Here is a 22,595-nt window from a genome sequence, read left to right as displayed (position 1 = left end):
ATTTGCAAATTCAATCGTGATCTATGTGACTTCTTGTTTGACCTATGTCATCTAAGCCCTTAATCCCCATTTAGACCCTTTTGCGTGGCCAGAGCGGCCCAAACGCAGGTTTTCTGGCGCCTGGAATTTGCCAGGAGCCCCGGTTTCAAAGGGCTGGCTACCAGCCGAGGGTTTCTTTGAGGAAGGGGATGGTGAGCTTGCGCTGGGCCTGCAAGGAGGCCTGGTCGAGCTGTTCGAGCAAGTCGAACAACGCACTCATGCTGCGGGTGCCACGGGTGAGGATAAAATGCCCGACTTCATCGGTCAGGTGCAGGCCACGGCGCGAGGCGCGCAGCTGCAAGGCCCGCAATTTGTCTTCATCGGACAAGGGGCGCATCTGGAAGATCAGCGCCAGGGTCAGCCGCGACTTGAGGTCGGCCAGCTTGACCGGCAATTCCCGAGGCGAAGTGGAGGCGGCAATCAACAGGCGCCGGCCACTGTCGCGCAAGCGGTTGAACAGATGGAACAGCGCTTCTTCCCAGTCCGCCCGGCCGGCGACCGCTTGCAGGTCATCCAGGCACACCAGTTCGTATTGCTCAAGGTTGTCGAGGATACCGATGCCGCGGTCCAGCAGCTCGGCCAACGGTAGGTACACCGCCGGCTCGCCCAACTGCTCAAAGCGCAGGCAGGCGGCCTGCAACAGGTGGGTGCGCCCCACGCCGTCCTTGCCCCAGAGGTAGATCAGGCTTTCCGTCCACCCGGCGTCGGCTTCGCAGAGCCGCTCGACATAGCCGAGTGCAGCGGCATTGGCGCCTGGGTAGTAATTGATGAAGGTGGCATCGTCACGCAGACGCACACCTAGGGGCAGCTGAATCGGTTTCATGCTGACTGAACGGTTCCAATCGAACCGTTAGTGGCCTCTGTGAAAAGTTTGCAAAGTTTATACCCGTGACGCCGGGCGCACAATGCAACAGACCACAAGCAAAATCAAAGGTTTGCGTTAACTCATTGGATTTTTTGGAGATTGTTTGACGCGATGGCTAAATGCCAAGCCCCACAGGCAACAAACCCGGCCTTGAGCCGGGTTTGTGATGAGCCTTACGGCTGGGGGTCATCGGCGCCCGTATAGACGTCCGAATCCTTGTACACATCATGCACATGGCGCACCAGCACCATGATCACCGCCGCGACCGGCAGCGCCAGCAGGATCCCGGTAAAGCCGAACAACTCGCCGCCGGCCAGGATCGCAAAGATCACGGCCACCGGATGCAGGCCGATGCGGTCGCCCACCAGCAACGGCGTCAGCACCATGCCTTCCAGGGCCTGGCCGACCATGAACACCGCGACAATCCCCAGCATCGGGTACAGGTCGCCGCCAAACTGGAACAGGCCGGCCACCAGCGCCGCGCCAATCCCGATGACAAAGCCCATGTACGGCACAATCGCCGCCAGGCCGGCAATCATGCCGATCAACAGGCCCAGCTCCAGGCCAATCGCCATTAGCCCGCCGGCATAGATAATCCCCAACGCCACCATCACCAGCAATTGCCCGCGAACAAAGGCGCCCAGCACCTCATGGCACTCCTCGGCCAGGGACACAATGCGCTCCTCGCTCTCACGGGGCAGCAGGCTGCGGATCTTGGCCATCATGATGTCCCAGTCACGCAGCAGGTAGAACGCCACCACCGGGATCAACACCAGGTTGGTCAGCCAGCCGATCAGCGCCAGGCTGGAGGCCGTGGCCTGGCTGAGGATCACCCCGACGATATCGGTGGTCTGGCCCATGTGCTCGCTGATCGCGGCCTTGACCTTGTCGAACTTCCAGAAGCCATCGGCCAGGCCGAGCTTGGACTGTGCCCATGGCATGGCCGTGTGTTGCAGCCAATCGAGCATCTGCGGCGCCAGTTCGTACAGGCGAAACATTTGCTTGGCCAGCATCGGCACCAGCACCAGCAACAGCGCCATGACGATCAGGGTAAACAGCGCAAACACCGCCACCACCCCCCAGGTGCGCGACAGCCCGGCCTTTTCCAGGCGATCCACCACCGGATCGAACAGATAGGCCAGCAGCAAGGCGACCAGGAACGGCGTCAGGATCGAATGCAGCAAGAACACAAAGACGCACAGCAGGACAATCCCGCCAAGCCACACCCAACGACGCGTATCCGCCATAAACCACTCCATCTGTTATTTGCTTCTATATAAGGAAGAACATTTACCAACGGAAACGCAGTTGCGGCTCGGGCTCAGCCGGCGGCACAGGCGCAGGTGATGCGCCTTCGGCCACGGGCGGCGGCACAGGTTGTGGCGCAAGCGCTTCACCGGCCGGCACTTCCTGCAACCTGGCCAGGCTCAACTGGCTGCGCAACTGCTCGCTGCTGCCATTAACCCGATAGACGATCCGATCGCCATCCACCCGCTGCAACTGCGCGCCAAACGGCTCCAGCAAATGACCAAGGGCGGCGTAGCGCTCCAGGGTCATGCCCTGCACTTGCAGCAACTGCTCGCTGGACACCCCGGCTTTTACGGCAAAACGGGGCGCCAGACGCTCACTGACCGCCAGCAAGACGGCATCGGCCAACGCGGCGGGGTCGGCGCCCTGTGCGGTGCCCTGCTCGGCCTTGTCCCCCAGCCACAGGCGCCATTTGGCTTGCCATTGGCCCGCGTCTTCACGGGCATGCACCGCCAGCAGGGCATCGGCGCCATAACGCTCGGAGGCCGAACGCAGGGGCGCGGGATCTGCACTTTCAAGATTAGGGCCGGTGGCAACGATCTGTTCATCGAGGTCGCCCAGCGGCAGGCGCAACGGCAAGCCACGATGCTGGGCCGCACGGCGCAGCGGCTCGGCGGCGGCCTGGCCATCACCGACCAGGCTGCTGCCTTCGGTGGAATCGCTCAGCCACCAGCCAAGGATCGACGGCCGATTGCTGCCCCACAGCGCCAGGCCGGCATCGCGCAGGGCGCGGTCGGTGCTGACCGGGTCGAAATCCACTTGCAGGCTTTCCGGTGGGCCGGCGTCGTAGCCGTATTGGCTGATGATCTGTTGCGGATCCTTGCGGATCGCCGCCAGGCCAGGGCCCTGGGCGGCCTTGGCATCGCCGGTGAGGCGGATCACCAGGGTTTCCAGGGCGCGCTGGGTGGCTTGCGCGCGCTCCTCCGGCGCCTGGTTGCTGACCGGCTCCAGCACTTGATAGAGACCATTGAGGGTTTCGGCATGACTCGCCAGGCTGATACACGACAAACAGCCGACCAAAAAGTATCTACTCAGACCCATGAAAAAAGATTCCCGAACGACAAAAAAGCGGCTGGAACAGACCGCGTGAAGAAGGTTAGGCAAGGCTGTGACCACAGCGACCGGCAAAACATTCACAAGGCCCCGGTAAGTTTTCGTACTGTCATAACGATAGCGGGTTAAAGGCTATACCTTAATACAGGCGATCGCGGCGCCGATTAAGGTTTTTTTAGCAGCATATGCCCCTGCCCGTCGGCCCGAGGATGGCCGCTGCCCCTCAAGCCTGATAAAATCGCGCGCCTTCGCAGACCGTCAACGGCTGGGCGTCCTGAAGTATTCGACTTCCGTACCCCCACCGCATCGGTCGTTACCCCTGAATCCCCCCCTAAAGGCCTGGATCATGAGCAAGCAACCCTCCCTGAGCTACAAGGACGCCGGTGTAGACATCGACGCCGGTGAAGCATTGGTCGAACGCATCAAGAGCGTCGCCAAGCGCACTGCGCGCCCCGAAGTCATGGGCGGCCTGGGCGGTTTCGGCGCCCTCTGCGAGATCCCGGCCGGCTACAAGCAGCCTGTGCTGGTCTCCGGCACCGACGGTGTGGGCACCAAGCTGCGCCTGGCGCTGAACCTGAACAAGCACGACACCATCGGTATCGACCTGGTCGCCATGTGCGTCAACGACCTGGTGGTGTGCGGCGCCGAGCCGCTGTTCTTCCTCGACTACTACGCCACCGGCAAGCTGAACGTGGAGACCGCTGCACAAGTGGTCACCGGTATCGGCGCTGGCTGCGAACTGTCGGGTTGCTCCCTGGTCGGCGGCGAAACCGCTGAAATGCCGGGCATGTACGAAGGCGAAGACTACGACCTGGCGGGCTTCTGCGTCGGCGTCGTGGAAAAAGCCGAGATCATCGACGGCTCCAAGGTAGCGGCCGGTGACGCCCTGCTGGCCCTGCCATCGTCCGGCCCGCATTCCAACGGCTACTCGCTGATCCGCAAGATTATCGAAGTGTCCGGTGCCGACATCGAGAACACCCAGCTCGACGGCAAGCCTTTGACCGACCTGCTGATGGCCCCGACCCGCATCTACGTCAAGCCGTTGCTCAAGCTGATCAAGGACACTGGCACAGTCAAGGCCATGGCCCACATCACCGGTGGCGGCCTGCTGGACAATATCCCGCGCGTGCTGCCAAAAGGCGCCCAGGCCATCGTCGACGTGGCCAGCTGGCAGCGCCCGGCGGTCTTCGACTGGCTGCAAGAGAAAGGCAACGTCAACGAGACCGAAATGCACCGCGTGCTGAACTGCGGCGTGGGCATGGTCATCTGCGTGGCTCAAGAGCACGTGGAAACCGCGCTGAATGTACTGCGTGAAGCCGGCGAACAGCCCTGGGTGATCGGCCAGATCGCCACGGCTGCCGAAGGTGCGGCCCAGGTTGAACTGAAGAACCTCAAGGCTCACTGATGCCCGCAACCTGTGATGTGGTGGTGCTGCTCTCCGGCACCGGCAGTAACTTGCAGGCCCTGATCGACAGCACGCGCGCCGGCGACAGCCCGGTGCGCATCGCTGCGGTGATTTCCAACCGCAGCGACGCCTACGGCCTGCAACGTGCCCAGGACGCGGGTATCGATACCCGCGCCCTGGATCACAAGGCGTTCGACGGTCGCGAGGCCTTCGATGCAGCCTTGATCGAACTGATCGACGCCTTCAATCCCAAACTCGTGGTCCTCGCCGGTTTCATGCGCATTCTCAGCGCTGATTTCGTACGCCATTACCAGGGGCGCCTGCTGAATATCCACCCTTCCCTACTGCCCAAATACAAAGGGTTACACACCCACCAACGGGCCCTGGAGGCCGGCGATACGGAGCACGGCTGCAGCGTGCACTTTGTTACCGAGGAACTCGATGGCGGGCCTCTGGTCGTACAGGCAGTAGTTCCGGTAGAGTCTACGGACTCAGCGCAGAGCCTTGCGCAACGGGTTCACACCCAGGAACACAGGATTTACCCGCTGGCGGTTCGCTGGTTTGCCGAAGGACGCTTGGTTCTCGGTGACCAGGGTGCAGTGTTGGACGGCCAGTTACTTGCGGCCAGCGGCCACTTGATTCGTACCTAGGAGATTTTATGCGTCGCGCCCTGCTCTTCGCTTTTGCTCTGTTTGCCCTGCCTGCCGTGCACGCGGCAGACCTTCAGCCTTTCTCCGCCAGCTACACCGCCGACTGGAAGCAGTTGCCCATGAGCGGCACCGCGGAACGCAGCCTGGAAAAAAACGCCGACGGTACCTGGAAGCTCAGCTTCAAGGCCTCGATGATGATCGCCAGCCTGACCGAAACCAGCACCTTGACCCTGGACAAGGATACTTTGCTGCCACAGTCCTACCACTTTGAACGGGGTGGGCTGGGTAAAGCCAAGAAAGCCGACCTGGACTTCGATTGGACCGCCAAGATGGTCACCGGCACCGATCGCGGTGATGCGGTGAAGATCCCGCTGAACCGCGGCATGGTCGACAAATCCACCTACCAGTTGGCCCTGCAGCATGATGTGGCCGCCGGCAAGAAAACCATGAGCTACCAGGTGGTGGATGATGGTGAAGTCGACACCTATGACTTCCGCGTGCTGGGTGCCGAGAAAGTCGATACCAAGGCCGGCAAGATCGACGCCATCAAGGTTGAACGCGTGCGCGACCCGACACAAAGCAAACGTACCACCGTGATGTGGTTTGCCAAGGACTGGGACTACCTGCTGGTTCGCCTGCAGCAAGTCGAAACCGACGGCAAGGAATACAACATCATGCTGTTGGACGGCACGGTCAACGGCAAGGTTGTGAAAGGCAGCTGATCGTTAGCTGATTGAAAGAGCCTCGCTGAATGCGGGGCTTTTTTTCGCCTGAAGTTTGTGGTGAGACGACTGGCGCTATCGCAGGCAAGCCAGCTCCCACAAGTGAGCGCACTCCAAGGTGGGAGGCCCGGCACAAGGCCAAAGCCTTGCTCGAATATGAAACATTTTTCATAAAATCCCAGCCCCTGTGGCGCAATGTCGCGGCTTACGTGGCCTGGAGCATTGTTGCGTTTACTGCAATGAATTGTTGCACGCAAAGTCAGTTTACTTAGCAAGCTAACAAAATATATAACAAAGGCCTGCGACGCCTTGCCGCAGATCAACCAGAGACTGGAGCAAGCAGATGACTGTAAAAGTAACTGAACGCGACGATGCCCATATGTCCCACGAGGCCCTGGGCCATGGGATTCATATCTGGGATGTGCATCAGCAAGACCTACTGGTCGGCATGTTTCACAATGAGTGCGACGCTCATAATTATAAAAACGAGCTCGAAACCCTTGAAACGAGACGCCAGGCATCAAGTTCCTGAACAGCTGAAATCCCATAGCCACCCGGCCCACGCAGCCGCAGTGTCTATAAACACAAACCCCGCCTTTTGAGCGGGGTTTGTTGTTTTTAACGCCTTACCACATCAGATCGTCAGGGATCTGATAAGCGGCGTACGGATCATCTTCATCCGGCACCTGGGCCTCGGTGAGGATGTTCATCTGCACGATACGCTCAGGCGCGCGCTCCTGGATTTTCAGCGCGGCCTCCCGTGGGATGACTTCGTAACCGCCGCCGTGATGGACAATCGCCAACGAGCCGTTGCTCAGCTTGTTGCGCATCAAGGTATTGACCGACAGGCGCTTGACCTTCTTGTCGTCCACGAAGTTGTAGTAGTCCTCGGTGGTCAACTTGGGCAGGCGCGAGGTTTCGATCAATTGCTTGACCTGCGCGGCACGGGCCTTGGCCTCGACCTTTTCCTGCTGCTGGCGGTTGAGCTCCTGGTCGCGCTTGACCTTCTCGGCCTGCGCTTCCAGGGCCAGGCGCTGCTGGGTGTCATCGGCCTGGGCCTGGCCTTTGTGAACCAGGCGCTGCTGCTTCTGCTTGTCTTTGCCGACCTGCTTGGCCTGCTTCTGATTGACCAGGCCTGCTTTGAGCAACTGGTCGCGAAGGGAAATGCTCATGGTGCTTACTCACTTAGGCAACTGCTCAACCGCAGTTGGACACATTCTTTTCCTGGCGTTTGGCTTCGCCCCACAGGGCGTCCAACTCTTCGAGGGTGCAATCTTCCATGGGACGGTGGGTGTCGCGCAATGCCTGTTCGATAAATCGGAATCGCCTTTCGAATTTGGCATTGGCACCGCGCAGGGCGGTTTCCGGGTCCACCTTGAGGTGCCGAGCCAGGTTGACCGCTGCAAACAGCAGGTCACCGACCTCTTCAGCGATGGCCACCGAATCGTTATCGGCCATCGCTTCGAGCACCTCATCGAGCTCTTCACGCACGTTATCCACCACCGGCAACGCCGCTGGCCAGTCGAAACCGACCTGGCTCGCGCGTTTTTGCAACTTGGCGGCGCGGGACAGGGACGGCAAGGCGTTGGGCACGTCATCGAGCAGGGACAGTTGCTGTGGGGCGTCGGATTTTTCTGCGCGCTCCTCTGCCTTGATGGCTTCCCAGCGTTCCTTGACCTGTTCTTCGCTCAGTTGCGGGATATCCAGCGGCGCATACAGGTCGCCAGTGGGAAACACATGGGGATGGCGGCGAATCAGCTTGCGGGTGATGCTGTCGACCACCCCGGCGAACTCGAAGCGCCCTTCTTCCCGGGCCAGTTGGCTGTAATACACCACCTGGAACAACAGGTCGCCCAACTCGCCTTGCAGATGGTCGAAATCCCCACGCTCGATGGCGTCGGCGACTTCGTAGGCTTCTTCCAGGGTGTGGGGCACGATACTGGCGTAGGTTTGCTTGATGTCCCACGGGCAACCGTACTGCGGGTCACGCAGGCGGTTCATCAGGTGTAGCAGGTCTTCAAGTGAATACATCGGTCAATCTCTGTTCGGGGAGCGCTGAAGATCAAATGTGGGAGCGGGCTTGCTCGCGATGCAGGCAACTCGGTCTATCTGGTATACCGAGGTGATGCTATCGCGAGCAAGCCCGCTCCCACACAAGCCCGCTCCCACATTTTAAACTGCGCTGATCCAGCGCTTCATGGCGTGCGGTTACGCCGGGTCTCGATGATGTTCGGCAACTGGGAGATACGCCCCAGCAACCGCCCCAATGCGTCCAGCCCCGGGATCTCGATGGTCAGGGACATCAGCGCCGTGTTGTCCTCCTTGTTCGAGCGGGTGTTGACCGCCAGGACGTTGATCCGCTCGTTGAGCAGCACCTGCGAGACATCCCGCAGCAACCCCGAGCGGTCGTAGGCGCGGATGATGATGTCCACCGGGTAGGTGAGCACCGGCACCGGGCCCCAACTGACCTGGATGATCCGCTCCGGCTCGCGCCCGCCCAGTTGCAACACCGAGGCACAATCCTGGCGGTGAATGCTCACCCCACGGCCCTGGGTGATGTAGCCGACAATGGCGTCGCCCGGCAACGGCTGGCAGCAGCCGGCCATCTGGGTCATCAGGTTGCCCACGCCCTGGATCTGGATATCGCCGCGCTTGCCCGGCTTGTAGCCGGTGGCCTTGCGTGGGATCAGCTCCAGTTGCTCGCTGCCGCGCTCCGGCTCCACCAACTGCTGGGCCAGGTTGACCAGTTGCGCCAGGCGCAGGTCGCCGGCACCAAGGGCGGCGAACATGTCTTCGGCAATCTTCATATTGGCTTTTTCGGCCAACTTGTCGAAGTCCACCTGGGGCAGGCCCAGGCGCCCCAGTTCGCGTTCGAGCAAGGTCTTGCCGGCGGCGACGTTCTGGTCCCGCGCCTGCAGCTTGAACCAGTGGACAATCTTCGCCCGCGCCCGCGACGTGGTGATGTAGCCCAGGTTCGGGTTCAGCCAATCGCGGCTCGGCGTGCCGTGCTTGCTGGTGATGATCTCGACCTGTTCACCGGTCTGCAGGCTGTAGTTGAGCGGCACGATGCGCCCGTTGATCTTGGCGCCACGGCAGTTGTGGCCGATCTCGGTGTGCACGCGGTAGGCGAAGTCCAGCGGCGTCGCGCCCTTGGGCAAGTCGATGGCGTGGCCGTCGGGGGTGAAGATATAGACCCGGTCGGGCTCGATATCCACCCGCAACTGTTCGGCCAGGCCGCCGATATCGCCCAGTTCTTCGTGCCACTCCAGTACCTGGCGCAGCCAGGAGATTTTCTCTTCGTACTGGTTGGAACCGGCCTTGACGTCGGTGCCCTTGTAGCGCCAGTGCGCGCAAACGCCCAGCTCGGCTTCCTCGTGCATGGCATGGGTGCGGATCTGCACTTCCAGCACCTTGCCCTCGGGGCCGATCACCGCGGTGTGCAGCGAGCGGTAGCCGTTTTCCTTGGGGTTGGCGATGTAGTCGTCGAATTCCTTGGGAATATGCCGCCACAGGGTGTGGACGATGCCCAGCGCGGTGTAGCAATCGCGCATTTCCGGCACCAGCACACGCACGGCGCGCACGTCGTAGATCTGGCTGAAGGCCAGGCCCTTGCGCTGCATTTTGCGCCAGATCGAATAGATGTGCTTGGCCCGGCCGCTGATATCGGCTTCGACACCGGTGGCCTGCAACTCCGAGCGCAACTGGCCCATCACATCGCTGATAAAGCGCTCACGGTCCAGCCGCCGCTCATGCAGCAGGGTGGCGATCTGTTTGTATTGATCGGGTTCCAGGTAGCGGAAGGACAGGTCCTCCAGCTCCCACTTGATATGGCCAATCCCCAGGCGGTGGGCCAGGGGCGCGTAGATATCGAAGACCTCGCGGGCGACGCGGTTGCGCTTTTCGTCATCGGCGGTTTTCACCGCACGGATCGCACAGGTGCGTTCGGCCAGCTTGATCAGCGCCACGCGTACGTCGTCGACCATCGCCACCAGCATCTTGCGCAGGTTTTCCACCTGGCCCTGGGTGCCCAGCACCATCGACTGGCGCGGGCTGAGGCTGGCGCTGATGGCCGCCATGCGCAGCACGCCGTCGATCAGCTTGGCCACCACCGCGCCGAACCGCTGGCTGACCAGGGGCAACGCAATATGCCCTTCGCGCACGCCGCGATAGAGCACCGCGGCGATCAGCGAGTCCTGATCCAGCTTGAGGTCGGCGAGGATCTCGGCGATTTCAAGCCCGGTGCGAAAACTGGAGGTGCCTTCGGCCCACAGGTTCTTGGCCGCATTGTCTTGCTGTTCTGCCTCGCGAGCGAACTCGCAGGCGGCTTTCAAGGCTTCACGGTCCAGTGCCGGATCGACACTGACGGCATGATCCAGCCATGCCTCGAGATTGATACTGCCGTCGGTGTTGATCGGCTGGTGTGCTCTCACCTGTACCATCTTGCTTACCTTCCCTACGACGCGCCTGTAGCGCGTCAAAATCGCTGACCCTTGTAACGCGAACTCCCTGGCAGGTCACAGGCCCTGGAGAACGCAGGCCAGTCGGACTAAACGAGCATCCTAGCTCGCCTCAAATAACGCCATCGCCTCGACATGCGCAGTTTGCGGAAACATATCGAGGATCCCGGCACGTTTTAGCCGGTAGCCTTGCTTGACCAACTCGACAGTGTCCCGCGCCAGCGTGGCAGGGTTGCAGGACACATACACCAGGCGCTCAGCCCCCAGAGTGGCCAGCTTGCGCACAACCTCCAGGGCACCGTCGCGAGGTGGGTCCAAGAGTACCGCACAAAAGCCTGCTTTGGCCCATGGCGCATCACTCAAAGGCTGGGACAAATCAGCCTGAAAAAACTGCACATTATGCAGATTATTGCTGAGGGCGTTGACGGCCGCGCGATCCACCATGGCCTGCACGCCTTCTACCGCCACCACTTCACGCACCTGGCCCGCCAGGGGCAAGGCAAAGTTGCCCAGGCCGCAGAACAGGTCCAGCACCCGTTCGTCGGCGCGCGGTGCCAGCCAGTCCAGGGCCTGGGCCACCATCGCCTCGTTGACCCCGGCATTGACCTGCACAAAATCCCCTGGCCGGTAAGCCAGTTCCAGGTCCCACTGCTCAAGACGATAGCCCAAGGCCTGCCCGGCCGCGAACGGCTGCGGCTCGCCTTCGCCATGCAGCCACAGCTGGGCGTCATGGAATGCGCAGAATTCTTGCAGCACCACCAGGTCGGCGTCCGACAGCGGCGCCATATGCCGCAGCAACACGGCAATCGACGAGCCACTGAACAACTCGACATGCCCCAGGGCCTGAGGCTTGCTCAGGCGCCGCAGCATGTTGGGCAGGCGCTGCATGATCGGTTGCAAGGCCTGTACCAGCACCGGGCAATCGTCGATGGCCACGATGTCCTGGCTGGCCACGGCGCGAAAGCCCACATCCAGGCGCTTGGCCTTGGCGTCCCAGCGCACGGCGACCCGCGCCCGGCGGCGGTAGCCGAACTCGGGGCCGCTCAACGGCGCCGCCCATTCCTGGGGCTCGACCCCGGCGACACGGGACAATTGCTCGGCGAGCATGCGCTGTTTCAGGGCAAGCTGTTCGGCATGGGGCAGGTGTTGCAGGCTGCAACCGCCACAACGGCCGGCATGGGCGCACGGCGCCGGGCGGCGCAGTTCGCTGGCCTGGAACACCCGTTCGGTGCGGGCCTCGACCACTTTGCCATGGGCCCCCAGCACCCGCGCCTCGACCTCTTCGCCGGCCAGGGCGCCCACCACAAACCAGGTGCGACCTTCAAAAAACACGATCCCCCGGCCATCGTTGGCCAGGCGCTCGATGGTCAGGCGTTGCTTCTTGCCGACCGGGACTTGGGGCGCCCGGCTGCCGCCCGTAGGCTGGAAACGCAGGCCTCGCTCTTGCTTGGCCATCAGTTGGGCGCGTCGAAAATGCCGGTCGACAGGTAGCGGTCGCCTCGGTCACAGATGATCGCGACGATCACCGCGTTTTCCAGTTCTGCAGACAGGCGCAACATGCCGGCCACGGCACCACCGGAGGACACGCCACAGAAGATGCCTTCTTCACGGGCCAGGCGGCGGGTGGTGTCTTCGGCTTCGCGCTGGGCCATGTCGATGATGCGATCGACGCGGGCGGCGTTATAGATCTTGGGCAGATACTCTTCGGGCCAGCGACGGATCCCCGGGATCGCCGCGCCGTCCATCGGTTGCAGGCCAACGATCTGGATCGCCGGGTTCTGCTCCTTGAGGTAGCGCGAGTTGCCCATGATGGTGCCGGTGGTGCCCATGGAGCTGACGAAATGGGTGATGGTGCCCTGGGTCTGGCGCCAGATCTCCGGGCCGGTGCTGGTGTAGTGCGACTCGGGGTTGTCCGCGTTGGCGAACTGGTCCAGGACCTGGCCACGGCCTTCGGCGGCCATGCGCTCGGCCAGATCGCGCGCGCCTTCCATGCCCTCTTGCTGGGTCACCAGCACCAGCTCGGCGCCATAGGCGGTCATCGCCGCCTTGCGCTCGGCGCTGCCGCTGTCGGGCATGATCAGGATCATTTTGTAGCCCTTGATCGCGGCAGCCATGGCCAGGGCAATCCCGGTATTGCCGGAAGTGGCTTCGATCAGGGTGTCACCCGGCTTGATCTGCCCACGCAGCTCGGCGCGGGCGATCATCGACAGCGCCGGGCGATCCTTGACCGAGCCTGCCGGGTTATTACCCTCAAGCTTGAGCAGCAAGGTATTGCTGGTGTTACCCGCCATGCGTTGCAAGCGGACCAGGGGGGTGTTGCCGACGCAATCGGCGATGGTGGGGTATTGCAAGGTCATGGCGTATTCGCAATCCAGGCTGCGGGGGCGCCTATCATACCGGCAAACGCTGGCGGGCCATATCACGCAATTCGCGGTTCTTATAGCTGCAAGTTATAAGCTGCAAGCGGCAAGCTTGACGCTGACAACTTGCAGCTTGCCGCTGTCATCAGACCGTATCCACCTTCAACGAATGGTCATTCAACATCCCATTGATGATCGTCGCCGTATCCGCCCCACCCGCAATCAACCCACCCACGCCCGGTGTCACACCGTAGTGGGTCGCCAGGTTGACCCCGGCCAGGTCGAGGGTCTGGGTCGGCGTGGCACCGGCCACGGCGCTGATGTCGATAGTGGTCATACCGCCCAGCACCTTGAAGTGCAGATAGTCATCCAGGGACGCCGATGTCGCGTTCTCCCCCAGCAGCAACTGCGAGAGGTCCAGCTTGTCGCTGCCCACCGTAAAGTCGGTAATGACGTCGTGCCCACTATTGCCGGCCAGGTACTGGAAGGTATCGGCGCCAGGGCCGCCAGTCAGGGTGTTGGTGCCCGGGCCGCCGACCAGGAGGTCATCGCCGCCCTCGCCCTTGAGGGTGTCATTGCCCAGCCCGCCGGAGATCAGGTTGTTATTGCCGTCGCCGGTGAGCACATCATTGAAGTTGGAGCCGATCAGGTTTTCCAGGGCCTGCAAGGTATCGGTGCCGGCGCCGCCGGTGACTTGCGCGCCCCCCAGGCCAAGGTTGACGGTCACGCCTGCCGTGGCATGGGCATAGCTGACGGTATCGATGCCCGCCCCGCCATCGAGCAGGTCGTTGCCGATCCCGCTGAACAGCAGGTCATTGCCATTGCCGCCGTGCATCTGGTTATTGCCGGTGCCGGCGCTCAGTACATCGTTGCCATCCCCGCCATTGAGGAGGTTGCTGCCCGGCCCGGCCATGAGGATGTCATCGCCATTGGTGCCGGTCAGGGTGCTGCCGGCCTGGTAGCTGATGTCCACGGCGGCGCTGTCACTGCCACCGTGGTTGTCGCTGACCGCGTAATTGCCGTGGTATTGCGGCGTGTAGTCCTGGGCGCCGGCGTAGTTGATGGTCATGGTCAACTGGTAGTTTTCGACGGCATTGGCATTCCCGGTGGGGTTGGGGACGTTGGTGAGATGGATCTGGTACTCGCCCGTCGCCCCTGCCGTAAAGGTGCCGTTATCGAGGATCGGGGTTTCGCTGCCACCATTGAAGGAGTACGCCATGACCATGCGCGTGTCCGTCAGGTTATGGTTCAGGTTCAGGGTTTCCCCCTGATGCAGGGTGACGATGATGCGGTCTTCATCGTTAGCATTGCTGCCACTGACCATGCCCAGATAGCCGGTGACCAGCAGCGTAGCGGTCATGCCCGTGGCGCCCATGAAGGCTGTGCGCACATCCGCCAGGTTCTGGTTGGCGAAATTATCCGGTTGGCCGTTGAACGTGCGGCTGCCCGTCCCGGTAAAGCTGCCCCCCTTGACCATCCAGCCCGTTGCAAAACTGGTGGGCACAGGCGTCAGGGTGTCATGGTTGGCATCGCTGTCATTGGCCAGCAACAACTCGGCAGGCACCACAATATTGCCCGCCAGGATATTGGTGATCACATGATCATCACCGGCCACCGGTGCCACGTTCGGGTTGACCTTGACCACCAGGCTGGAGGTGGCGAGATCGCCGTCGTTGTCGCTGACGGTCACGCCGAAGGTTTCGGTGATCAGCGACCCCGTCAGCGTCGGCGGGGTGTAGCGGAACTCGCCGTTGTCCATGTCCACCACCAGCGTGCCGCCCTGGTTGGTGGTGATGGTGACACTGTTGCTCAGCGTATCGAACGTACCGTGGCCGCCCGGCAGGTTGGCACTCATCGAGCCCCCCGCCGCCGGGTTGTAGGTGTAGACGATCCCATCCACCGCAAGGGATTTGACGAAGCCGCCATCGGCGCCAAATGTGCCGTCCGTCAGCAGACTGCCGGTGACCGGTGCGCCCTGTACCGTGCCGGCCAGCACCGCGTCCAGGCCCGCCAAGTTGGCCACCACCACCGCGTTGGTGTTGGTGTGGGTGCTGCCGTCGTAGGCCACCGGGTCCAGGTAAATGCTGTTGACCCCCGCGCCCAGGCCAATGGCATAGGCCTTGATGCCGTTGGCGTCGAGGAAGGCCCGCCATACACCTTCTTCAGTAACGTCGATCCCGTCGCCGTATTCCGGGTTGACCACGTTGCCGGGGTTGTTCGGGTTATTGGTGTTGGACGTGGTGGGGTTACCGTCCGAGAAGAAATACGCCACGTTCTGCGCGCCCTCCAGCTTGCCGGCGGTGCCATAGGCGGTCTGTGCGGTGCCGAGGGCCGAATCGTAGTTGGTGCCGTTGAACGCGGTAAGGCCGTTGACCAGGGTCTTGGCCGTGGCGACGCTGACCCATTGGCTGCTCAATTGCTGGGAGCTGTCATTGAAGGTCACGATCTGCACCTTCACATCGCCCATGTCGTCATAACGGTTGAGCAACTCGGTGATGGAGGCCTTGGCCAGGTCGAGCCGCGTACCGCCGGCCCCTGACGCGTCGTTCATGCTGCCGGAGATATCGATGATCAGCAGCAGGTTGGAATCCACCTCCGTCGCCGTGACCTCACGCGCGCTGGACACCACGTTGGGCACGTCATCGACAATGCTCACCACGATGCTGCTGTTGGCGGTATTGCCCAACAGGTCCGTGACCTTGTAGGTGAAGGTCTCGGTCAGCACATTCGGCCCATCGTTGCTATTGGGCAAGGTCTTGGGTGCCGAGGTCAGGGTGTAGGTGTAGGTGCCGTTGGGGTTGAGCAGGATCTGCCCGTAGGTGCCAGTAGCACTGCCCACCAGACTGAAACTTAGCGGGCCACTGCCGCCGGTTACCGAATCTGCGAGGTTGCCGCTGGCGGTTTCCGTGGTGGCCGTCGGGTCGCTGCCGACCACCGTGCCAGGCGCCAGGTCCTGGCCGTCCAGGTTAAGGTCCAGGGCTTTTTCGTAGACCGTGACATCGCCATCGGTCAGCGCTTTCAGGCCACTGTCGGTCAGCGTAATGGTCAGGGTCGTGGTGCTGATATCTCCGTCGGCATCACGCACGGTATACACGAATGTATCCGTCGCGCCTGGTGGCGTCACCGAGTTGGGGTTGCTGTGGTACACGGCGTTGCCGTTCGCATCCAGGGTCAGGTAACCGAAAGCCCCGTTGATATTGCTGCCCAGGCCACCACTGGCCGGGGTGCCGGTATTGCTCCCCGCCCGCACCCCGACCACCGCGCCGGCCAACGTGGGGCTATCGGCGCCGCCCACGTCATTGCCCAGCACATTGGCGCTGACCACACCGCCTTCTACCACCGAGCGCACGTCAGGGTTGGCGGTGGGCAGGTCATCGATGATGTTGATATCGATCGTGCCCGTGGCCGTATGGGTGTCGTAATCGCTGGCCGTGACCGTAATGTGCTCGGACAGGCTGTTGTCGCCGTTGGCATTGGGGTGTGCTTCATTGTCGAGCAAGGTGTAGCGGTAACTGACCACCCCGGTGTTGGGGTCGTAGCCGGTAACAACAAAGTTATTGCCCAGCAGGGTGCCTTCCGACAGCGGGAAGGTGGCAACCACGCCGTTGGTCACCACGTTCAAGCCGCCGACCGTGAGGTTTTTCAAACCGTCCAGGGCGGTGACCGTGAAGGTGCCGGTCTGGGTCAGTGCGGGGATATTCGGGTTGCTGCCGTCGAACAGGTTTTTTTCATAGACGGTCAACTCGCCGCCGGTGAGATCCAGGCCGGTCAGCACTACCGGGTCGTTGTTGTTGTGTACCTGTAGCACCAGCTTGGCGGTGCTGGTATCGCCGTCGCTGTCGTTCAACTGATAGGTGAAGGTCTCGGTACCGTTACCCCCGCCGTGAAGGGCGATAAATTGTGGATCAGTCTTGTCCAGGGTGTAGATGTAGCTGCCATCGGCAAACAGTTGCAGGGTGCCATAGGTGCCGATGATGGTGTTCGGCGTGACCGGGCCTGTGGCGATGCGGTCGGCGCCTTGCACATCGTTGCCCAGCACGCTGCCGCTCAGGGTCAGCAAGCTTTCAGAGGCCACTTGTCCATTGCTGTCATCGACTGCGGTCGGTACATCGTCGACCACATTCACGTCCAGCGAGCCATTGGCGCTGCTGTTGTCGTTGTCGGTGGCGACCACCGTGAACGACTCGCTGATGCTATTGGTGCCCGCGCCCGATGGATGGCTATCGGTGCCATTGAGGGTATAGCTGTAGCTGATTACACCGGTGCTGGCGTTGTAGCCGGTGATGGTCAGGGTGTTGCCCAAGCCAGTGGGTTCCGACTGCGGAAACGTAGCGGCGACGCCGTTGCTGACGACGCTGATACCACCCACAGTCAGGTTTTTCAGGCCGTCCAAGGCGGTCACAGTAAAGGTGCTGGATTGGGTTAATGCAGCCCCGTCGATAGCACTGCCCAGCGGCAGGTTTTTCTCGTAGACCGTGACCTCGCCGCCATTCACCTCAAGGCCCGTCAACACCACCGGGTCGTCGTTGTTATGCACCTGCAAGACAAGGTTGGCGGTGCTGGTATCCCCATCGCTGTCGTTCAGTTGATAGGTGAAGGTTTCAGTCCCGCTGCCACCGCCATTCAGGGCCATAAACTGCGGATCAGTCTTATCCAGGGTGTAGACATAGCTGCCATCGGCAAATAACTGCAATGTGCCGTAGGTGCCGATGATGGTGTTCGGCGTGACCGGCCCGGATACCACCCGATCCGCACCTTGCACATCATTGGCCAACACCGTGCCGCTCAGGGTCAGCAAGCTTTCAGACGCCACTTGTCCATTGCTGTCATCGACTGCAGTCGGTACATCGTCGACCACATTCACGTCCAAAGAACCGCTGGCGGTGCTGTTGTCGTTGTCGGTGGCGACCACCGTGAACGACTCGCTGATGCTATTGGTGCCTGCGCCCGATGGATGGCTGTCGGTGCCATTGAGGGTATAGCTGTAGCTGATTACGCTGGTGCTGGCGTTGTAGCCGGTGATGGTCAGGGTGTTGCCCAAGCCAGTAGGTTCCGACTGCGGAAAAGTGGCGGCGACGCCGTTGCTGACGACGTTGATGCCGCCCACAGTCAGGTTTTTCAGGCCATCCAGTGCGGTTACGATGAAGGTGCTGGATTGGGTTAATGCAGCCCCGTCGATAGCACTGCCCAGCGGCAGGTTTTTCTCGTAGACCGTGACCTCGCCACCATTCACTTCAAGGCCCGTCAACACCACCGGGTCGTCGTTGTTATGCACCTGCAAGACAAGGTTGGCGGTGCTGGTATCGCCGTCGCTGTCGTTCAGTTGATAGGTGAAGGTTTCAGTGCCGCTGCCACCGCCATTCAGGGCCATGAACTGCGGATCAGTCTTATCCAGGGTGTAGATGTAGCTGCCATCGGTGAACAGTTGCAGGGTGCCGTAGGTGCCGATGATGGTGTTCGGCGTGACCGGCCCGGATACCACCCGATCCGCGCCTTGCACGTCATTGCCCAGGACGCTGCCGCTCAGGGTCAGCAGGCTTTCAGACGCCACTTGTCCATTGCTGTCATCGACTGCGGTCGGTACATCGTCGACCACGTTCACGTCCAGTGAACCGCTGGCGGTGCTGTTGTCGTTGTCGATAGCGGTCACCGTGAACGACTCGCCGATGCTATTGGTGCCCGCGCCCGCTGGATGGCTGTCGGTGCCATTGAGGGTATAGCTGTAGCTGATTACGCCGGTGCTGGCGTTGTAGCCGGTGATGGTCAGGGTGTTGCCCAAGCCAGTGGGTTCCGACTGCGGAAACGTAGCGGCGACGCCGTTGCTGACGACGCTGATACCACCCACAGTCAGGTTTTTCAGGCCGTCCAGTGCGGTTACGATGAAGGTGCCGGATTGGGTTAATGCAGGCCCGTCGATAGCACTGCCCAGCGGCAGGTTTTTCTCGTAGACCGTGACCTCGCCACCATTCACCTCAAGGCCCGTCAACACCACCGGGTCGTCGTTGTTATGCACCTGCAAGACAAGGTTGGCGGTGCTGGTATCCCCATCGCTGTCGTTCAGTTGATAGGTGAAGGTTTCAGTGCCGCTGCCACCGCCATTCAGGGCGACAAATTGTGGGTCGGTCTTGTCCAGGGTGTAGATGTAGCTGCCATCGGTGAACAGTTGCAGGGTGCCGTAGGTACCGACAATAGTGCTCGGCGTTACCGGGCCCGTGGCAATGCGGTCGGCGCCTTGCACGTCATTGCCCAGGACGCTGCCGCTGAGGATGAGCAGACTTTCGGAGGCAGTACCAGCAGGATTGTCATCGACGGCTTTTGGCACATCGTCGACCACATTCACGTCCAAAGAACCGCTGGCGGTGCTGTTGTCGTTGTCAGTAGCGGTCACCGTGAACGACTCGCTGATGCTATTGGTGCCCGCGCCCGATGGATGGCTATCGGTGCCATTGAGGGTATAGCTGTAGCTGATCACGCCGGTGCTGGCGTTGTAGCCGGTGATGGTCAGGGTGTTGCCCAAGCCAGTGGGTTCCGACTGCGGAAAAGTGGCGGCGACGCCGTTGCTGACGACGTTGATGCCGCCCACAGTCAGGTTTTTCAAGCCATCCAAGGCAGTCACGGTAAAGGTGCCGGATTGGGTTAACGCAGGCCCATCGATAGCGCTGCCCAACGGTAGGTTTTTCTCGTAGACGGTGACTTCCCCACCATTCACTTCAAGACCCGTCAATACCACCGGGTCGTCGTTGTTATGCACCTGCAAGATGAGGTTGGCGGTGCTGGTATCGCCATCACTGTCATTCAATTGATAAGTGAAAGTCTCAGTGCCGTTGCCACCGCCATTCAGGGCCATGAACTGCGGATCAGTCTTGTCCAGGGTGTAGACATAGCTGCCATCGGCAAATAACTGCAATGTGCCGTAGGTGCCGATGATGGTGTTCGGCGTGACCGGCCCGGATACCACCCGATCCGCACCTTGCACATCATTGGCCAACACCGTGCCGCTCAGGGTCAGCAGGCTTTCAGACGCCACTTGTCCATTGCTGTCATCGACTGCGGTCGGTACATCGTCGACCACGTTCACGTCCAGTGAACCGCTGGTGGTGCTGTTGTCGTTGTCAGTAGCGGTCACCGTGAACGACTCGCCGATGCTATTGGTGCCCGCGCCCGCTGGATGGCTGTCGGTGCCATTGAGGGTATAGCTGTAGCTGATTACGCCGGTGCTGGCGTTATAGCCGGTGATGGTCAGGGTGTTGCCCAAGCCAGTGGGTTCCGACTGTGGGAAGGTCGCGGCGACGCCGTTGCTGACGACGCTGATACCGCCCACAGTCAGGTTTTTCAAGCCGTCCAAGGCAGTCACGGTGAAGGTGCCGGATTGGGTTAATGCAGGCCCGTCGATAGCACTGCCCAGCGGCAGGTTTTTCTCGTAGACCGTGACCTCGCCACCATTCACTTCAAGGCCCGTCAACACTACCGGATCGTCGTTGTTATGCACCTGCAAGACGAGGTTGGCGGTGCTGGTATCGCCGTCGCTGTCGTTCAGTTGATAGGTGAAGGTTTCAGTGCCGCTGCCACCGCCATTCAGGGCCATGAACTGCGGATCAGTCTTATCCAGGGTGTAGACATAGCTGCCATCGGCAAATAACTGCAATGTGCCGTAGGTGCCGATGATGGTGTTCGGCGTGACCGGCCCGGATACCACCCGATCCGCACCTTGCACGTCATTGCCCAGGACGCTGCCGCTCAGGGTCAGCAGGCTTTCAGACGCCACTTGCCCATTGCTGTCATCGGCGGCTGCCGGAACATCGTCCACCACGCTGATATGCAGCGTGCCAGTGGCCGTGCTGTTGTTGGTATCGCTGGCGATCACATTGAAGCTTTCGGTCAGCGCATTTACCCCACCCGCCGCGGGATGCGCCTCGGTGCCGGTCAGGGTGTAGCTGTAGCCGACCACCCCGGTGGCCGGGTCAAAGCCGGTGATGGTCAGGGTATTGCCCAGGCCGGTGGCGATCGATTGCGGGAAGCCGACGACAACACCGCCGGACATCACGCTGATACCGCCCACGGACAGGTTCTGCAAACCGTCCACGGCCGACACGCTCAGGCTGCCGGTGCGGGTCAGTGCGCCAGCGTCGGGGCTGCTGCCATCCACCAGGTTTTTTTCATAGAGGGTCAGGTCGGCACCATTCACGCTGATGCCACCGATCACCACCGGGTCGTCGTTGTTGTGCACGTGCAGCACCAGGTTGGCGGTGCTGCTGTCGCCATCGGCGTCGGTCAGGGTGTAGGTGAAGGTTTCGCTGCCATTGCCGCCGCCGTGCAGCGCGACAAAATCAGGGTCGGCGGAGTTCAGCGTGTAGGTGTAGCTGCCATCGGCCGCCAGCACCAGGGTGCCGTATTGGCCGGTGAATGTACCACCGGTGATCGGGCCACTGGCGACGCGGTCGGCGCCCTGGGTGTCGTTGTCCAGGACGTTGCCGACAAGGCTCAGCAGGCTTTCCGATGCGCTGCCTTCATGGCTGTCAGCCACCGCCTTGGGGACATCGTCGATAACCGTGATATCCAGCGAACCCGTGGCGGTATCGTTGTCGCTATCGGTGGCAACCACCGCAAAATTTTCGCCGAGGCTGTTGGTGCCGGCACCCGACGGATGGGCCTCATTGCCCGTCAATGTGTAGCTGTAGCTGATCACCCCGGTGGTCGCGTTATACCCGGTAATACTCAAGGTATTGCCCAACCCGGTGGTAATGCTTTGCGGGAAGCTGCTGGCCACCCCGCCGCTGACCACGTTGATGCCGCCCACCGTCAGGCTTTGCAGGCCATCGGGCGCCGAGACGTTGAAGGTGCCGCTTTGCACCAGTGCCACCGGGTTGCTGGCCGAACCTTGGGCAAGATGGGCCTCGTTGAGCGTCAGTTCGCCGCCTTCGACCTCCAGCCCGCCCAGGCTCACCGGGTTGTCGGGGGGCACCACCACGGGCTGGTCGTTGCCGGTATCTGGCTGGCCGGCGACCTGGAACAACGGAAACTCAGGAATCGCGCCAAACCCTGCCGTGGGAAAGCCGATAACCGGCTCCACCCGCCCGGCGACTTCAGTCAGCAGCACAAAGGAGTGCCCACCGCCCAATTCACCCGCCGCCGTGCTGCCGGCCTGGCCGGCGGCCGTGGCTTCGGCGGTCTGGGTTGGGTCGGCCCCTGCGGCAATGGCTTTTTGCAGTTGCTGCACATCGGTCAACTGCGCCTGGCTCGCGGCGAGATCTTCCGAGGCATGAATCTGCGGCGCCTGGCCGGCCAGCAGTTGCGGGGAAAGACCCAGGCTGCTGTCGCGCCCCAAGGTCAGCTCCTGGCCGTTGGTCAATTGCACCGCTACCGCACCGGCTGCGCCGGTCTGCAGTTGCTCGCCGGCAAACAGTCGGTCGCCTTCGATCAGGCTACGGCGGCTGCCATCCCCGGCCACGGCAAAGACTTCCCCAACCACCTTGCTGACAACACCGATTAACTTGGCCATGTGCTTATCTCCCTGTCCGACCCCAGTAGTCGGCACCTCGGTTACGTGCACAAGTGCAGTGGATCAGATGCCCGGCCGGTCATTGAACGTGGCACAAAACCGATTCAAATCAGTTACCCATCCACGCCTCGACCCGGTTACAGAGAGCCTCCCAAGGGGGCAAGCGACAAAAAACCGTCACCTGTAAATTCCCCTTTTTTCCGCTCCCCCTTCCTCCGCCTGCACTTGCGATTGAAC

The 22,595-nt window shown here is 61.6% G+C and carries 13 protein-coding genes; 4 read left to right on the top strand and 9 right to left on the bottom strand.

Going from position 1 to position 22,595, the window contains the following annotated elements; all coding sequences use genetic code 11:
- Positions 1–157: 157 nt before the first annotated feature.
- From hda to BLL38_RS13330, 3 genes are all read right to left on the bottom strand, one after another.
- A complete protein-coding gene (hda, locus tag BLL38_RS13340) occupies positions 158–862 on the bottom strand; it encodes a DnaA regulatory inactivator Hda (RefSeq protein WP_029292403.1) in 705 nt (234 codons plus the stop codon).
- Between the two features lie 215 nt (positions 863–1,077).
- A complete protein-coding gene (locus tag BLL38_RS13335) occupies positions 1,078–2,151 on the bottom strand; it encodes an AI-2E family transporter (RefSeq protein WP_076963012.1) in 1,074 nt (357 codons plus the stop codon).
- Positions 2,152–2,194: 43 nt separating this feature from the next.
- Positions 2,195–3,253, bottom strand: a complete 1,059-nt coding sequence (locus BLL38_RS13330) for a DUF2066 domain-containing protein (RefSeq protein WP_076963011.1) — start codon at positions 3,251–3,253, stop codon at positions 2,195–2,197.
- A gap of 358 nt (positions 3,254–3,611) precedes the next feature.
- On the opposite strand from BLL38_RS13330, the gene purM reads away from it, so the two are divergent.
- The 4 genes from purM (at position 3,612) to BLL38_RS13310 (ending at position 6,574) form a co-directional block, all read left to right on the top strand.
- Complete coding sequence (purM, locus tag BLL38_RS13325; protein ID WP_076963010.1) at positions 3,612–4,670, top strand: phosphoribosylformylglycinamidine cyclo-ligase; 1,059 nt, start codon at positions 3,612–3,614, stop codon at positions 4,668–4,670.
- Positions 4,670–5,320, top strand: coding sequence for a phosphoribosylglycinamide formyltransferase (gene purN, locus BLL38_RS13320; protein WP_076963009.1), 651 nt, complete (start codon positions 4,670–4,672; stop codon positions 5,318–5,320). Before purM ends, purN begins: the two co-directional genes overlap by 1 nt.
- Before the next feature lie 8 nt (positions 5,321–5,328).
- The gene (locus tag BLL38_RS13315) at positions 5,329–6,042 is read left to right on the top strand and encodes a DUF3108 domain-containing protein (protein ID WP_076963008.1); all 714 of its coding nucleotides are present in this window, start codon (positions 5,329–5,331) and stop codon (positions 6,040–6,042) included.
- Positions 6,043–6,385: 343 nt separating this feature from the next.
- On the top strand, positions 6,386–6,574 hold the full coding sequence (locus tag BLL38_RS13310) for a hypothetical protein (RefSeq protein WP_076963007.1): 189 nt from the start codon (positions 6,386–6,388) through the stop codon (positions 6,572–6,574).
- A 94-nt stretch (positions 6,575–6,668) separates the two neighbouring features.
- Here the strand turns inward: BLL38_RS13310 and BLL38_RS13305 are convergent, their stop codons facing one another.
- The 6 genes from BLL38_RS13305 to BLL38_RS13280 all read right to left on the bottom strand — a co-directional run bounded on the left by BLL38_RS13305 (position 6,669) and on the right by BLL38_RS13280 (position 22,358).
- Positions 6,669–7,214: a DUF2058 domain-containing protein gene (locus BLL38_RS13305; protein ID WP_076963006.1), complete on the bottom strand. Its 546-nt coding sequence runs from the start codon at positions 7,212–7,214 to the stop codon at positions 6,669–6,671.
- A 25-nt stretch (positions 7,215–7,239) separates the two neighbouring features.
- Positions 7,240–8,073, bottom strand: coding sequence for a nucleoside triphosphate pyrophosphohydrolase (gene mazG / locus BLL38_RS13300; protein ID WP_076963005.1), 834 nt, complete (start codon positions 8,071–8,073; stop codon positions 7,240–7,242).
- A gap of 164 nt (positions 8,074–8,237) precedes the next feature.
- On the bottom strand, positions 8,238–10,481 hold the full coding sequence (gene relA / locus BLL38_RS13295; protein WP_038446847.1) for a GTP diphosphokinase: 2,244 nt from the start codon (positions 10,479–10,481) through the stop codon (positions 8,238–8,240).
- A 120-nt stretch (positions 10,482–10,601) separates the two neighbouring features.
- Positions 10,602–11,954, bottom strand: a complete 1,353-nt coding sequence (gene rlmD, locus BLL38_RS13290; protein ID WP_076963004.1) for a 23S rRNA (uracil(1939)-C(5))-methyltransferase RlmD — start codon at positions 11,952–11,954, stop codon at positions 10,602–10,604.
- Entirely contained in the window at positions 11,954–12,856 is a 903-nt protein-coding gene (gene cysM, locus BLL38_RS13285) for a cysteine synthase CysM (protein ID WP_076963003.1), read from the bottom strand. The genes rlmD and cysM overlap by 1 nt, the downstream gene beginning before the upstream one ends.
- A gap of 148 nt (positions 12,857–13,004) precedes the next feature.
- Entirely contained in the window at positions 13,005–22,358 is a 9,354-nt protein-coding gene (locus BLL38_RS13280) for a retention module-containing protein (RefSeq protein ID WP_076963002.1), read from the bottom strand.
- Between the last annotated feature and the right edge of the window lie 237 nt (positions 22,359–22,595).

Source organism: Pseudomonas gessardii (genome assembly GCF_001983165.1).
Taxonomy (GTDB): Bacteria; Pseudomonadota; Gammaproteobacteria; order Pseudomonadales; family Pseudomonadaceae; genus Aquipseudomonas; species Aquipseudomonas gessardii.
This window is presented reverse-complemented; position numbering and strand designations above follow the sequence as displayed.

What these genes read in the sequence shown, in the direction of transcription:
- hda (WP_029292403.1), bottom strand. Translation starts at nt 862, where the DNA reads ATGAAACCGATTCAGCTGCCCCTAGGTGTGCGTCTGCGTGACGATGCC.
- BLL38_RS13335 (WP_076963012.1), bottom strand. Translation starts at nt 2,151, where the DNA reads ATGGCGGATACGCGTCGTTGGGTGTGGCTTGGCGGGATTGTCCTGCTG.
- BLL38_RS13330 (WP_076963011.1), bottom strand. Translation starts at nt 3,253, where the DNA reads ATGGGTCTGAGTAGATACTTTTTGGTCGGCTGTTTGTCGTGTATCAGC.
- purM (WP_076963010.1), top strand. Translation starts at nt 3,612, where the DNA reads ATGAGCAAGCAACCCTCCCTGAGCTACAAGGACGCCGGTGTAGACATC.
- purN (WP_076963009.1), top strand. Translation starts at nt 4,670, where the DNA reads ATGCCCGCAACCTGTGATGTGGTGGTGCTGCTCTCCGGCACCGGCAGT.
- BLL38_RS13315 (WP_076963008.1), top strand. Translation starts at nt 5,329, where the DNA reads ATGCGTCGCGCCCTGCTCTTCGCTTTTGCTCTGTTTGCCCTGCCTGCC.
- BLL38_RS13310 (WP_076963007.1), top strand. Translation starts at nt 6,386, where the DNA reads ATGACTGTAAAAGTAACTGAACGCGACGATGCCCATATGTCCCACGAG.
- BLL38_RS13305 (WP_076963006.1), bottom strand. Translation starts at nt 7,214, where the DNA reads ATGAGCATTTCCCTTCGCGACCAGTTGCTCAAAGCAGGCCTGGTCAAT.
- mazG (WP_076963005.1), bottom strand. Translation starts at nt 8,073, where the DNA reads ATGTATTCACTTGAAGACCTGCTACACCTGATGAACCGCCTGCGTGAC.
- relA (WP_038446847.1), bottom strand. Translation starts at nt 10,481, where the DNA reads ATGGTACAGGTGAGAGCACACCAGCCGATCAACACCGACGGCAGTATC.
- rlmD (WP_076963004.1), bottom strand. Translation starts at nt 11,954, where the DNA reads ATGGCCAAGCAAGAGCGAGGCCTGCGTTTCCAGCCTACGGGCGGCAGC.
- cysM (WP_076963003.1), bottom strand. Translation starts at nt 12,856, where the DNA reads ATGACCTTGCAATACCCCACCATCGCCGATTGCGTCGGCAACACCCCC.
- BLL38_RS13280 (WP_076963002.1), bottom strand. Translation starts at nt 22,358, where the DNA reads ATGGCCAAGTTAATCGGTGTTGTCAGCAAGGTGGTTGGGGAAGTCTTT.